This is a genomic window from Coleofasciculus sp. G3-WIS-01, from assembly GCF_040223135.1.
GTDB lineage: Bacteria > Cyanobacteriota > Cyanobacteriia > Cyanobacteriales > Coleofasciculaceae > Coleofasciculus.
The window spans coordinates 1-14,350 of sequence record NZ_JAVJZI010000092.1 but is presented as its reverse complement, the minus strand read 5'-3'; the positions used below and the strand labels follow the sequence as shown (position 1 = coordinate 14,350).

The 14,350-nt window shown below is 45.6% G+C and carries 11 protein-coding genes; 7 read left to right on the top strand and 4 right to left on the bottom strand.

From position 1 onward, the window contains the following. The first annotated feature begins 3 nt into the window (after positions 1-3). Complete coding sequence (locus RIM23_RS09750; RefSeq protein WP_446366558.1) at positions 4-1,221, top strand: polysaccharide biosynthesis/export family protein; 1,218 nt, start codon at positions 4-6, stop codon at positions 1,219-1,221. 320 nt (positions 1,222-1,541) lie between these two features. After that, on the top strand, positions 1,542-3,764 hold the full coding sequence (locus tag RIM23_RS09745; RefSeq protein ID WP_446366556.1) for a GumC family protein: 2,223 nt from the start codon (positions 1,542-1,544) through the stop codon (positions 3,762-3,764). Between the two features lie 114 nt (positions 3,765-3,878). On the opposite strand, the gene RIM23_RS09740 is transcribed toward RIM23_RS09745, so the two are convergent. After that, a complete protein-coding gene (locus RIM23_RS09740) occupies positions 3,879-4,037 on the bottom strand; it encodes a hypothetical protein (RefSeq protein WP_446366554.1) in 159 nt (52 codons plus the stop codon). Positions 4,038-4,251: 214 nt separating this feature from the next. On the opposite strand from RIM23_RS09740, the gene RIM23_RS09735 reads away from it, so the two are divergent. Together RIM23_RS09735 and RIM23_RS09730 are read left to right on the top strand one after the other, a co-directional pair. Then, positions 4,252-5,418, top strand: a complete 1,167-nt coding sequence (locus RIM23_RS09735; RefSeq protein ID WP_446366552.1) for an AbrB family transcriptional regulator — start codon at positions 4,252-4,254, stop codon at positions 5,416-5,418. Between the two features lie 75 nt (positions 5,419-5,493). Then, positions 5,494-6,705 (top strand): RNA-guided endonuclease InsQ/TnpB family protein, encoded by a 1,212-nt coding sequence (locus tag RIM23_RS09730; protein ID WP_446360644.1) that lies wholly within the window; start codon positions 5,494-5,496, stop codon positions 6,703-6,705. On the opposite strand, the gene lysS is transcribed toward RIM23_RS09730, so the two are convergent. The 3 genes from lysS to RIM23_RS09715 all read right to left on the bottom strand — a co-directional run bounded on the left by lysS (position 6,638) and on the right by RIM23_RS09715 (position 9,665). Continuing rightward, entirely contained in the window at positions 6,638-7,864 is a 1,227-nt protein-coding gene (lysS, locus tag RIM23_RS09725) for a homocitrate synthase (protein WP_446366550.1), read from the bottom strand. The two genes, RIM23_RS09730 and lysS, sit on opposite strands and share 68 nt — an antisense overlap. Positions 7,865-8,204: 340 nt before the next feature. After that, positions 8,205-8,936, bottom strand: coding sequence for a rhomboid family intramembrane serine protease (locus tag RIM23_RS09720; protein WP_446366548.1), 732 nt, complete (start codon positions 8,934-8,936; stop codon positions 8,205-8,207). A gap of 33 nt (positions 8,937-8,969) precedes the next feature. Continuing rightward, positions 8,970-9,665 carry a rhomboid family intramembrane serine protease gene (locus RIM23_RS09715; RefSeq protein ID WP_446366546.1) on the bottom strand — a complete coding sequence of 232 codons (696 nt, stop codon included), beginning with the start codon at positions 9,663-9,665 and terminating at the stop codon, positions 8,970-8,972. Between the two features lie 285 nt (positions 9,666-9,950). Here RIM23_RS09715 and RIM23_RS09710 point away from each other — a divergent pair, with 285 nt between their 5' ends. The 3 genes from RIM23_RS09710 (at position 9,951) to RIM23_RS09700 (ending at position 14,021) form a co-directional block, all read left to right on the top strand. Then, positions 9,951-11,207, top strand: a complete 1,257-nt coding sequence (locus RIM23_RS09710) for an ATP-grasp domain-containing protein (protein WP_446366544.1) — start codon at positions 9,951-9,953, stop codon at positions 11,205-11,207. Positions 11,208-11,532: 325 nt separating this feature from the next. After that, positions 11,533-12,426: a succinate--CoA ligase subunit alpha gene (locus tag RIM23_RS09705; RefSeq protein WP_446366542.1), complete on the top strand. Its 894-nt coding sequence runs from the start codon at positions 11,533-11,535 to the stop codon at positions 12,424-12,426. Positions 12,427-13,001: 575 nt separating this feature from the next. Next, positions 13,002-14,021 (top strand): aldo/keto reductase, encoded by a 1,020-nt coding sequence (locus tag RIM23_RS09700; protein ID WP_446366540.1) that lies wholly within the window; start codon positions 13,002-13,004, stop codon positions 14,019-14,021. Positions 14,022-14,350 lie beyond the last annotated feature (329 nt).

Below are 14,350 nucleotides of genomic sequence, written 5' to 3'. Positions count from 1 at the left end.
ATTTTGAATAAAGTTAATTGGTATGCTATCGGCACATTAATAGCAATTGGCTGGTTAGGGCAAATTAATTCAATCGCTTGGGCAACGTCTTTGAGAATAGCAGAAACCTCAGTACCAACGACTCAAAGAGAACAGGCTCAAATCCCCACATTGCCACCTCCACCAGAAATCAATAGTCCGACAGAGGGAGTAAATATTAATGTTCCTAATCCCTTTGCCCCACCGCCACCCTTGGGTTACCCAGAAGAATCGCCTCAAAGAGTACCTACTACTCAATTTAATGAGTATGTTCTCGGTATTGGTGATTCCATCGCGGTGACAGTGGAACGCTTTCCTGACCTCAATTTTTCCGGCACAATTGATTTACAAGGGAATATATTAGTTCCCTTAGTCGGTAAAATTAACGTTCTCGGACTTACTCCCGACCAAGTCCAAAATAAACTAGCCGCCGCCTTTAGTGAATTTGTAGTTGACCCAGATGTTACCGTGGTTCTAGCCGGATTGCGTCCCGCCACGGTGACGATTGCGGGTGAAGTAACTCGACCCGGTTATTACTCCCTAGCGCCCGGTTCCCAGCTTACTTCGGCTCTGCAAGTGGCTGGCGGGACAACGAATCTAGCTGACTTGCGTACTATCATCGTGCGTCGGCGTTCTCCTGTTAATAATTCGATTATTGAACAACAGATTGACTTATTTACGCCTCTGCAAAATGCTACATCCTTACCGGATGTGCGTCTGCGGGATGGGGATTCTGTCGTTGTATTGGAATTAGAAACTGGTACAATTAGCGATTATGACCGCTCTCTCGCCTCTCGCTCGACTCTAGCGACACCACAAATTACGTTGCGAGTCTTGAGTTATCCCAATGGTCGAATTGGCAACCTGAATTTGCCCAATGGAAGTAATTTTATTGATGCATTGACCTCATTGGCGCCGAGTTTGGAGGATGCGAACTTAAGGGAAATTGCCTTAATGCGTTTTGATCCCGAACAGGGTAAGGTGGTAACACAGCGCATTAATGGGAGAGCTGTTCTCATGGGTGATTTGGCGCAAAATGTCCCCTTGCAGAATGAAGATGTTATTGTTATCGGTCGTAGCCTTATCGCCAAGGTTAACTATGCTTTGCGTTTAGTGACTCGACCCTTTAGCGATTTTCTCGGATTTCGTAACTTTTTTGAGAATGTCGGGAATGTTTTTGGCTCAGGGGATGATAATAATTAGGGCTTGCTGAATAAGTCTGGTGGAGAGGGTAGGGAGCAGGGGGAGCAGGGGGAGCAGGGGGAGCAGGGGGAGCAGGGGGAGCCAGAGTACATTGTTTCTACATCAATGAGGCGCAACTGGGTATAAGGACGAACCGTTGCTTGGGAGTTGGGTTGAATTACTGTGCCTGCGATCGCATCCTTTCCCCTATCATCCTGTAGAGGTGCTGAGCTAGAATACAAGCACAGACCCTTTGATATAAGTTGCCTCAATTTAATATAGCCCCATTCATTCACCCCCTCCTAGACTCCGCTTGCACGACTCGTTAGTGTGAAATTACTATGACTATCCCCTTAATTAAACGCTATTTAATCGCCCTTGATCGCTATAAATTCATTGGCATAGGTGTTTTTGCGCTAATTACTGGCGGATCATGCATTGTGGCAATTATGCCCTCTCCCCCCAGTGCAATTTCTTACGAAGCCGTTGGAGTTTTGTCGGTTACGCCTCCGGTGAGAACCTTTTCGGAAACCGGAACCCAAATTCAGCAGCAGGGGTTGCAACTGGGAAAGGAGAATCTTTTAGAGGAAAATGTGATTAAAGCCACAGCAATAGCTGTGGGTTCTGATCCTAAAAAAATCATTGATAATGTAGATTTGAAGTTCAACACGTCTGGAGGGGACAAAGAAACCGCGATTCCATCAATAATAGGAGTATTCTACAAGGATGACGATCCCGAACAAGCTGGTAAAACGGTAGAAGTGCTGATGCAGAAAATGATCGAGCAAAGTCGTTTAATTAATAGCGGGCGACTGCAAGCGATTATTGACTCAATTGAAACACGCTCAGCCGAGGCGGAAAACGAATTAAAACAAGCACAAGAAGAACTAGAAACCTTTAACCGGATTGAGGGCGCAGCCTTAGCCTTAGCTGAAGATAACAGCTTGCTAGCACAAATTAGTGCCAACAAACAACAGCAACGCCAACTGCAACAGACTCTCGAAGGAATTGAGAGTCAGATGGCTAGTTTGCAAAGTCGGTTAGGTTTGACGGCGGATCAAGCTTATACCAACTCAGCGCTCAGCGCTGACCCCACCATCGCTGGCTTACGAGGACAACTGCAACAAATTGAAACCCAGATAAAACTGCTCACAAGTCAAGGGTATAGAGACCAACATCCCAATGTCCAAGAGTTACAGCGACAGCAACGGACTTATGAAGCAATGCTGGGACAGCGAGCGGCTGAGATCGTTCAAGGGAACGGCTTGGGTCAAGCTTTAACCCCCCCGCAAATTCGAGCGGATAGCAGCCTTGACCCAGCTCGGAAACAATTAGCCGATACATTGGTATCCTTATCGACTCAACGCGATACGCTGCAAGACCAACTGGAAACCACAGATAGAATTGGACAGGAACTGCTTCAGGAATACCAACAGATTCCCACTAAGCAGCTAGAGCAGGTACGCTTGGCGCAGCAATTTCAGATCAAACAAGACTTCTACAACAGATTACAGGCATCACTCATTGATGCCAAAGCCGCCGACGCAGAAACCGTGAGCTATCTCAGCGTTGGTCAGCCTCCTACTGTCCAGAAGAAAGGTGGGAAAGAGTCAACCAATCCGATTGTTATCCTCGCCGGGGGAACTTTTGTCGGCTTAATTGCGGCTAGCGGTGTGATTCTGATCCTGGCTATCTTGGATAGCAAACTCTATGCGGCGAAAGAAATCCAGCAACTGCTGGCACAACATGATGTCCCTGTCTTGGCAGAATTGCCTGTGGTGATGAGCATCGACCCCGATTTGGGACAAACGGGTATTTTACTCAAGTCAAGTTCACCTTATTTAGAGGTGTACGAACGGTTCCGGAGTAAGCTCTGTAGTGGGGAGAATAAATCCCTGAAAGTGGTATTAATCGCCAGCACGGTTAACGGAGAAGGAAAAACCACCACAGCCTATAATTTAGCGATCGCGTCAGCTAATGCGGGTAAGCGTACCCTTTTAATTGAAGCCGATTTGCGCTCATCCTCCCAAGCTCATTTCCACCAAGTCACCCCTGAACCGGAAGCGAAGACCCAACCCTTACCTTACTACGGGTCTAAGAGTGCTTGCATTCAGTTAGCCCCAAATATTGAGAATCTCTATATCGTACCCAGTCCAGGACCCCAAAAACAAGCCGCCGCGATCCTAGAATCACGGGAATTTCAACAGCTTATCACTGATGCTCGCAATCGCTTCGACTTTGTAGTTATTGATAGTCCGGCACTCTCCCTGTCCAATGATACCCTGTTACTCGAACCCCTAGCCGATGGGATGGTACTCGTCACCCGACCGGGTTACAGCGAGAAATCAATCCTGAATCTGGCAGCTCAAGAATTAACTGAAGCTGAACCATCACCCCTATTGGGCGCAATTATCAACAGTGCAGATACGTCGATTCCAGTCAGCGCTACCGAGGTTGAGGAGGATATTGAACTGGAGTATGAAGACGAAGACGAAGATACCTTTGAAGATGAAGAATTGGAAGAACAAGAGGAGCCAATTCCGACAGGTGCGACAAGGTCTTAATTAGGGCTTGCTGCATAACGGCAAAACCCTTATCTATCAAGGCTTTGAGTAGCATAGACATTGGATCATCTTCAAGGAAATAGGGTAAAACCCTTTCATACCCTTGCACCGCTATCAGGGAAAATGTATCATTGCTCCCCCTGCTTCCCCTGCTCCCTCTGCTCCCCCTGCTTCCCCTGCTCCCCCTGCTTCCCCTGCTCCCTCTGCTCCCCCTGCTTCCCCTGCTCCCTCTGCTCCCTCTGCTCCCCCTGCTTCCCCGCTCTCTTCACCCACAACTTATTCAGCAAGCCCTAATTATCCTTTGTCACCTTGGTAGGGGCGCACGCCATGCGCCCCTACGGTTTCCGGGCTCCCATTCTAATTCATCAAATAAGGTGTGTCACGCCACTACACTCGACACCCGACACTCTACCGCAAATACCCTGCACCCTGATTAATACAGATGATAGAATAGAAATGTTAAGTTTTTTATACTCCATTAATCTTTGTGGTTTGGCAACTCTCCTCATTACCGGAATCCCCATCGATACCCCATCAAAACCGTCTTTCCTGTTGGAGAGAGAAACTCGTTGAAAATTTGCCTAAGACCAAAAAAATTACACAGCAGATCATCACCGCGATTGGCGTCGGCTTACTCTTTAGTTGGCTAAATGTCCCCGTCGGTTGGCTACTCGGTCCGATGCTGGTGGGAATTGCCTATGCGATTAGTTTAGGATGCCGTCAACCATTACCTTCAAGCTTTAAACTCATCGGACAAGTGGTTGTGGGTTTAGTTACAGCCACTCGCTTTTCTCCAGAAACCATTAGTGTAGCAACAACCTACGCCCTACCCTTGTTACTCTGTGTTTTTCTCACCGGGAGTCTAAGTTTATTTAATGGGTATCTTTTAAGTCGTTGGGCTGGGATTGATCGCACCACAAGTTTACTAGGATTTATACCAGGTGCATCGTCCAGTATCGTTGTCATGAGCGAAGAGATGGGAGCGGATGCACTCGCTGTTGCCCTGCTCCAATATATCCGACTCTTACTCGTTGTTTTAATCATTCCTAGCGCTGCTACTCTGTTAGTGCCCGCCACCCCAGATACATCAGTCACCGCTACTGTCGCCACAACCAGTAACGTGACAACTTTACCCATGGCGTGGAACCTTTTAATTCTAGTGGGGTGTGGTATCGTGGGATTCTGGGCAGGAAAGCGATTTCGTCTACCTTCTCCTGGATTTTTCGGTCCCTTTCTGGTGGGGCTAGCTGCGTTTTGGGGATTGCCAGATAAAATGCAAATGCCTCAACCCGTATTCGCTGGCGCATTATTGCTGATTGGATTATCCATTGGCGTACAGTTTGACTGGCAAACCGCCCGTAAACTCTTCAAAGCCGTCTTAATTGAAATCGGGTTAGTTATCGGGTTAATCCTAATGTGTTTGGGTATTGGTTATGGATTTCATTTGATCACCGATGTGGATATGTCAACGGCTATTTTAGGATTCACACCCGGAGGAATTGAGGCAATGGTTGCTACTGTAATGCAGTTAGGGGGTGACACTGGATTGGTATTAGCCATGCAATTAACTCGGATGTTAGGTATTATTATGATTGCCCCATGGTTAGTGGCATTTTTGGTCAAGCGTGCCAAACCTTCGGATGACCGGAAATAATGGGTTCAGGCTCCTCGTCCTTCCAGGACGACTTTTTCTGTGTTATAATTTTGATGTCGAGTTGTTCCACATCAAATGCTGGTCTTTGAGTTCAAAGCCAAAGGAAAGACAACTCAATACTCAGCCATCGATGAAGCGATTCAAACCGCTCAATTTGTCCGCAACAAATGCATCCGTTACTGGATGGATAACCGAGGCGTTGGACAAAAAGACTTGTATCGCTATAACACGGCTCTAAGAGCTGAGTTTTCTTTTGTCAAGGACTTAAATAGCCATGCTTGCCAAACGGCTGTAGACAGAGCCTATTCGTCAATTGCTCGGTTTTACAGTAACTGCAAAAAAGCTATTGCGGGAAAAAAGGGTTATCCGAAGTTTAAGAAAAACTGTCGCTCAGTTGAATACAAAACTAGCGGTTGGAAGCTTTCTGGAACTCGCAAACAAATAACCTTCACGGACAAAAAGGGAATTGGCAAGCTTAAGCTCAAAGGGACGTGGGACTTAAACTTCTATCAACTCGATCAGATAAAGCGGGTGCGGTTAGTCCGTCGCGCTGATGGCTACTATGTACAATTTTTGGTTAACGCTGAAAACAAAATAGAAAGTCAGCCGACAGGAAAAGCCATTGGTTTAGATGTAGGACTCAAAGAGTTCTATACTGATAGCAATGGCTACATTGAACCCAACCCCCGATTTTACCGGGAAGGTGAAAAACGTCTAAGATTTCTTCAAAGACGAGTTTCGCGCAAAGAGAAAGGCTCGACCAACCGAAAGAAAGCCATTAATCGATTAGGGCGATTTCACCTCAAAATAAGTAGGCAGCGTGAAGAACACGCCAAAAGAGTGGCGCGTTGCGTAATCCAATCTAATGATTTGGTCGCTTATGAAGATTTGAGGGTTAGAAATTTAGTTAGAAATTATTGTTTAGCCAAATCGATTAATGATGCAGGTTGGTATCAATTCAGAAAATGGCTGGAATATTTTGGGGTAAAATTTGGCAAAATAACCATCGCGGTTAATCCTGCCTACACTTCCCAGGAATGTTCCGATTGTGGCACGGTAGTTAAAAAATCCTTGTCTACCAGAACTCATATCTGTCGATGTGGATGTATTTTGGATCGGGATTGGAACGCCGCCATTAATATTCTGAAATTAGCCTTAAGTACGGCAGGGCATGTCGGAACTTGGATTTTAAATCCGAACGCTTCTGGAGATTCGACCTCTACTTTGATTGGAGAAATCCTGTTAAAGCAAGCCGGATCTGTGAACGAAGAATCCCCGCATTTATAGGGCTGGGAGTGTCAATAGGTTGAAGTGGGAAAGTAGAGCGCAAGATCTCATCGACAGTATCTAGAGTGAGTTGTTGTTGATCAGCTAATGCTTTAATTGTCTGAGTAATTGCCTGAATCTGGAATAGATCAAAGTCTAATCCTAGTTGACTGGCGCGATTAGCAATAGCATGACGACCCGTTAGTTTATGATTAATTAAAAAGGAACGGGATAGTCCAAAGTCGCTGGGATCAATGGCTTCATAAGTTTGGGGATTATTTAACATCGCTTTAGCATGAACCCCCGCTTTATGGTTAAATGCGGCTGAACCGATAATATAATGGTTTGCCGGAATTGCCATACCCACTTTATCGGCGACAAGTTGATGCAGTGCTGCAAGTTGGGGTAGGCGATATTTCCACTGCAATTGTTCGGGATTAACGGTATAGAGACGGGCGATTAATCCAGCCAGGGGGGTGATTCCATTCCGTTCCCCAATTCCCAATACTGTAGTATCGATATGAGTTGCACCTGCTTCTAGGGCGGCGTAGCTATTCGCGATCGCACAACCTGTGTCATTATGACCATGGAATTCAATATCGGTACTTGTATGTTGGCGCAGTGTCTGTACTAGATTAAATACTTGATTAGGAGTCGCGACACCCACAGTATCCGCTAAACCAAAACGATTCACCATGCCGAGTTTATCGATAGCACCATAAACCTGGAGTAAATCGCCAAGCAAACTGCGAAATGAATCTTCTGTAGAAAAGCGTATTTCTGTTTCAGGACTTTGATTATGGATAAAGGTAATAACCTCCGTTGCCCGATCAACAATTTGATTTATACTCTTTCCATGACCAAACTGGCGCAGAAAACTGGAGGTGCCAAAGAATAAATGAATCCCGTTAACGCCTGTCTCTAGAGCTATTTTAGCATCTTCTAAATGACAGCGAATATGGGTCAGCACTTTGGCATGTAAACCCAATTGAGCTAAATGCTGACAATCTTGACGAGATTGAGGTGAAGCACAAGGAGAGGTGACTTCAATATATTCAACTCCAAACTGGTCAAGCGCCCTGGCAATTTCTACTCTATCCTGTGATGAAAAGTTAGCCCCACAAAATTGTTCTCCTTCCCGTAGTGTGGTTTCTATAATTGAAAAGTGACTAAGTGACATCGATGTCATCCCTTTGTTGATGGCAACTGCATCACCTATACTATCGGAGGTTTCTTTGCCGGATTGCCTCTTAAACTACTGATTTTATAATTTTTAAATCTTTATTATCCAGCAAATTTTTATCTAGATTTAACAATTAATCGAGTATAAGTCACTAAAATATGCTTATTTCCATACCATGGGGAGCATGTCAAGGAAAGCACATAACTCTTAATAAACACGTTCTACAACAGGGGGGGGGTGAGTAAAGGGCGATCCGATTAAATTGAGTGGACACGGTTATTGAGTTTTCCCTGTTCCCTGTTCTCTCCCCTCGATCTAATTTTAGTTACCTTCGGGTTCAAGAAAGATTCTGAGAGTCCCAAAACGATGGCTTTGTATCCTCAGAGAATAATCCTAACAAAGGACCGAGGATAGCGCCAAAGATAAACCCACCAGCGTGCGCCCAGTAAGCGATACCACCATTTTCCATCCCCACATTCGCTGGGGCTTCTAACATAGCTAACCCATTAAAGGCTTGCTGCAAAAACCAAAATCCCAGGAAAAATACAGCTGGTAATCTTAACGTAGTAAAAAAGAAGCCGAGGGGAATTAATGTGACGACTTTAGCATTGGGAAACTTAAGAATATAAGCACCCATCACGCCCGCGATCGCACCACTGGCACCCAGAGACGGAATCCCAGACTGGGCGGAGAAAAACCACTGGGCTAAGCTGGCTAATACACCACAAATCAGATAAAATATCAAAAACTTGAACCGACCCAGTTCTTCTTCAATATTATTGCCAAAAATCCAGAGAAACAACATATTGAATCCCACATGGGTAAACCCCGCATGGAGGAACTGTGCAGTGATTAACGTCAGCGGTTCTGGTATTGGCTGATTCACAGTAATGCCGTTAAAACTCGCGGTTAGTTCTTTAGGGACAACGGCGAAGAGGTGAAAAAATCCATCCAATTCTTGAGGACTTAATGTTAGCTCATAGATAAAAATCAATACATTTGCCGCAATTAAAATATAGGTAACGTATGGTATAATTTTGACTGGATTTTCATCCCGTAATGGAACCACAATTCTCTTTCCTTATTAATAATTAACAATTATTTAATCTTCAGACAACAATCCAAATAAAGGACCCAGGATGGCTCCAAAGACAAAACCGCCAGCATGTGCCCAGTAAGCAATTCCGCCCGTTTCCGTCCCCACATCCGTTGGCACGCTGACACTCGCCACACCACTAAACGCTTGTTGCACAAACCATAAGCCTAAGTATAAAACAGCAGGTAATCGAATGGTTGTCACGAAATACCCTAAAAAGATTAAGGTATTGATTTTAGCCGTAGGAAACTTGAGAATATAAGCGCCCATCACTCCCGCGATCGCACCACTCGCCCCTAGAGACGGAATCCCTGATTCCATCGAGAAAAACCACTGGGACAAGGCGGCTAATATACCACAAGCAATGTAAAAAATGAAGTATTTGATATGACCCAGACGGTCTTCAATATTGTTACCAAATATCCATAAAAACAACATATTGCCGCCAATATGCAAGAAACCCCCATGGAGGAACTGAGAGCTGATCAAGGTAAACCATTCTGGCACCGGTTGATTGACCGAAATCCCCTCAAAGCTAGCGCTTAACTCTTTAGGAACGACAGCATACAGTTGGAAAAATGTATTAAGCTGGGGCGGTGTTAAGAGTAATTGATGGATAAAAACCGCAATATTAACACCAATGAGCGCGTAGGTTACATAAGGAGTAATGCGCGTCGGATTATCATCACTAATAGGGAACACAGTATGAATTATAAAATCGTAAAAAACAGTATTTGAGTAAAATTATACCAATTGCCTTTTCGTAGAGGATGCCAGACTGCTCATTTTTACGATACCCTACAGGGGGATTTGTTGAGCAAAACTGATAGGAACACTTTATCATATTAATTGGCAATCTCAATCATGTTCGGCAGATTGAGATTGCATCAGGGTGAATGAGTGGCTGTTGGAGTCAGCTTTTTGTAACGTAAAAGGCTAAGAGTTCTTACCCTTTAAGAAGACCACCTTAGCTGAACATCTAAATTTATGGACTTACTAGAGTACCAAGCCAAAGCCTTATTCCGTGAGATCGGCATTCCCGTCTTACCCTCTCAATGCATGGATCATCCCAGGGATCTCAAACAATTAGATATTCCCTATCCCGTGGTGCTCAAATCCCAAGTCCCCAAAGGCGGGCGGGGTAGAGCCGGTGGTATCCGGACAGTGGAAAATACAATTGACGCGATCGCAACTGCACGAGCTATTTTTAATCTATCCATTCTCGGTAAGTACCCCAAGGTGCTGCTAGCGGAAGCCCACTATGATGCTGAAAAAGAATTTTATCTGGCGGTGATCCTCGACTACGCCTTAAAACGTCCAGTTCTGTTGGGTTCATGCCAAGGTGGTATCCATGTCGAAGGGGTAATGGCACAGATGCAACGAGTGGTAGTAGAGGAAGACTTTTCTCCCTTTTACGCACGGCGTCTAGCCTTCAAAATGGGACTTCAAGGTCACCTGATTGAATCAGTCAGCGATATTGTCCAGAAAATGTATCAACTTCTGATCCAAAAAGACCTAGATTTAGTGGAAATTAATCCCCTCGGCGTCAGTGCTAGCGGTGAAGTCATGGCGCTAGATGGTAAAATTGCTGTCAACGATCACGCTTTAGGACGCCAATCTGAGTTGGCAAACCTGTCATCAAGCCTCACCCACACCCCCCAACCCGCCGACCAACCCACGGATCTACAATGGACGGATAGTGAAGGGAATATTGGTATTCTGTGTAACAGTCCTTGTCTAGCCGCAGCCACATTGGATTTAGTGTACAAAGCCAAGGGCAAACCAGCCAGTTGTTTAATTGTAGACGGTTATGCCAGTTGGGATGTACCGTCCGCCGCATCTCCTATACAACAGTTACAAAATGCCTTGCAGCAATTGACGGACACTCAAAACATCCAAGTTGTCTTAGTAAATATTTTGAGCAACGCGGCGGCGAGTGAAGCCGTGGCTGAGGTAATCGCCAATTATCTACTATCAAAAAGTGGTAATATTCCTAACGTCAGTGAAGTAGACCGAGGCGAAAGACCAACAACAGGAAATTCGCGCTCCCGTGACTCACGCAATTATCGCCGCCGCCATCTCACACCGAAATCTGTATCTAAGACAGAGTTACCTCACTTGGTGATTCGCTTAGCCAACGGCAAACTAGACATTACCCAAGACCGTTTAGCGGCACTCCCTGTACACTGGATGGGTAACTTGGATCAGGCAGTGGCACAAGCGATTTCTCTGGCACGTTCATGAACCGCGCCTTACTTCGTGAAGACGCGGATTGGCTCCAGATAACCTGCTCCGAAGTCATGAAATAGTTGTGAGTGTGTAGGGGCGGGTTTCACTATTATCGTTTTTTTCCGCCCCGATGTGACTAAACCCGCCCCGATAGAGTTTTGAATGTGATCATTGTGCGACATAAGACTTAACTTGCTGGGAGAGAAGCGAGTATGACGAATGACAAATAACCAGTGACGAATGACAAATAACCAGTACTTATCGGTATCCTATAGTTAATCGCTTGCGCTAAACCTTGACCTTGTTAATCGCATCTACTACATTGCCGTATCCAGTGCTTATGAAATTCACACCAGACATGAAAATCCTGGTTCAGGGCATCACCCAACCTATTGGTTCCTATTATGCTGCCCGAATGAAAGCTTATGGCACAAATCTAGTGGCTGGGGTTAGTGCAGGTCAAGGGGGTCAGACATTGCATGGTATTCCCGTCTTTGACCTCGTAGAAGAGGCGTTATCCGTTGCTGGATATTGCGACGCCACGATCATTTTTGCCGAATCCTACAGCGCCTTGGATGCAGCGTTAGAAGCGATAGACGCTGGATTGTCGCCAATTATTCTAGTGACGGGCGGGATTCCACCTCTGGATATGATTCACTTGTTAGCCAAAGCTAAAGCCAGGGAAACCCTGATTGTTGGACCGAGTAGTTCGGGGATTATTGTGCCAGGAAAACTTTTACTGGGGACTCAGGAGTGTGAATTTTATCAGCCTGGTACAATTGGTGTGATTAGCCGGGTCGGTACTCTCTCTTATGAAGTGGCTTTGGCGTTAACTGAAGCTAAACTTGGACAATCTATTGCCGTGAATCTCGGTAGTGAAGCCATTATTGCCTCCTCATTTCGCCAGTGGCTGGAAATTCTCGCCCAGGATAAACGTACAGAAGCCATTGTATTAGTGGATCAGACGGGGGGCGATAGTGAAGATCAAACAGCAGAGTTTATTGCTCAAGCCATAGAAAAACCCGTGATTGCCTATGTTGCGGGACAATATACCCCTGAAGATAAACAAGTCGGGGATACCAGTGCCATTATCGCCGCTCAGCTATCCGGACCGATCGCGAATACGACAACGGCTCAACATAAGGTGGCGGCGTTCAAACAGGCAAATATATCTGTCGCTGAGTATCCTTCCCAAATTCCCGACTTGGTGAAAAAGGCGCTCAAATATCATTAAAAGGAACAGGACAGTACCTGTATTGCTTAGGGATTTTGAACTCAACCCAAACATCCAACTGATAGAAGTTGGAATTTCCGACAGGAGTTCACGGGCTTCTTAATGATTTTACCGAGAAAATAAAATAGGGGGTGACACCCCCCACCCCCAAGATGCTATACTGTGTTATGTAGATGCACCCTGATGATCGGGAGAGTCGCCTATTCTATAGGGCTCTCCTTTTTTATCTGAGCTTGACCACGGTGGTGGTGAAAAATCATTTGAATTGGGGGTGACACCCCTCACCCCCAAAATGCTATACTGTGTTAAGTAGATGCACCCTGATAATCGAGAGAGCCACTTATAGGCTCTTTTTTTCTCTTATTCAAGATTAATAGGTAAGTTCGGCAACGTAAATAGGGGTCAGACCCCTCAACTAAACGGTCATGTATCCAAGTCAAACTTGATCAGCGACCTCTTTTTTTGGGAAAATAAGCGACGGTAGCACGTAATATCAGGTTCGGCTGTATAGTGCGTTTATATAGCCTTAGTTATTCGGCAGGAAGCCTTCTACTCTTTTACTTTACCCCCTCCCCATGACTTTACCTGAATCAAGCCGATTGCAATTGACCCCAGATTTGAACATATGTCGCATCCTAAATGGCTTATGGCAAGTATCTGGCGCTCATGGACGCATTGATCCCAAAAAAGCCATTCCCAGTATGTTTGATTATCTAGATGCTGGCTTTACCACCTGGGATCTGGCAGATCATTACGGACCGGCTGAAGATTTTATTGGCGAATTTAGGCGTCAACTGGTGGCGACTCGCGGTGAGGAGGCGTTAGGGAACATACAAGCTTTTACCAAATGGGTGCCACGCCCAGGTTCAATGACTCGACAATGGGTTGAGAAAAATATTGATCGCTCTCGCCAACGGATGGAAGTTGAAAGCCTAGACTTGATACAATTTCACTGGTGGGACTACCGCGATCGCAACTATCTGGACGCCCTCAAGCAGATGGCACAACTGCAAGCGGAAGGCAAAATCAAGCACCTGGCGTTAACCAATTTTGATACCGAACACCTAAAAATTATCATCGACGCCGGGATCAAAATCCTCTCCAATCAAGTTCAGTATTCCCTAGTTGACCGCCGTCCTCAAGTCAAGATGGAGCAGTTCTGTCAAGATCATGACATTAAACTTTTCACTTATGGCACAGTCTGCGGTGGCTTGTTATCAGAAAAATATTTAGGAAAACCTGAACCAGGTGGAACAGAACTGTCTACGGCTAGCTTGAGAAAATATAAAAACATGATTGATGCGTGGGGCGGTTGGAATTTATTTCAAGAATTGCTCACCGTACTCCAGGACATAGCAACTCAATATAAGGTGAGTATCTCGAACGTAGCTGTTCGGTATATTCTCGATCAGCCAACCGTAGCGGGTGTGATTATTGGTGCGAGGTTAGGCATATCTGAACACATAGAAGATAACGCCAGAGTATTTAACATGACCCTCAATGCCAAGGATAAGGAGAAGATTGAAGCAGTATTGGTCAAGTCGCAAGACTTGTATCAAATCGTCGGAGATTGTGGCGATGAATATCGGCGATAAAGATATCTATGCCGTTAGTGATGCTCTCCATTTTCATCGCTTATCTCGTGAGACTCTGGGTGAGCGCGAAGCAACCCGGAGAGGAATAGAGGTCAAACCGTGTCGCAAGGGCGCGATAAGGTTTGACAATCCAGGTGAAGGCACGACGATTAACCCCGTGCTTCGCTGCAACAATTGGACTTTTCTGGCATTGACATCCTCCCCCGGCTAAAGAGCGCGGGGGATTCCTCACCACGCCACCTTTAGCCGGGGTGGTCGCTGATTGGGGTTGACGCTTCGCTGAAGGTTGCCTCCAAATGAGGTCTTACACCCTCTCCACGTCCGTTTAT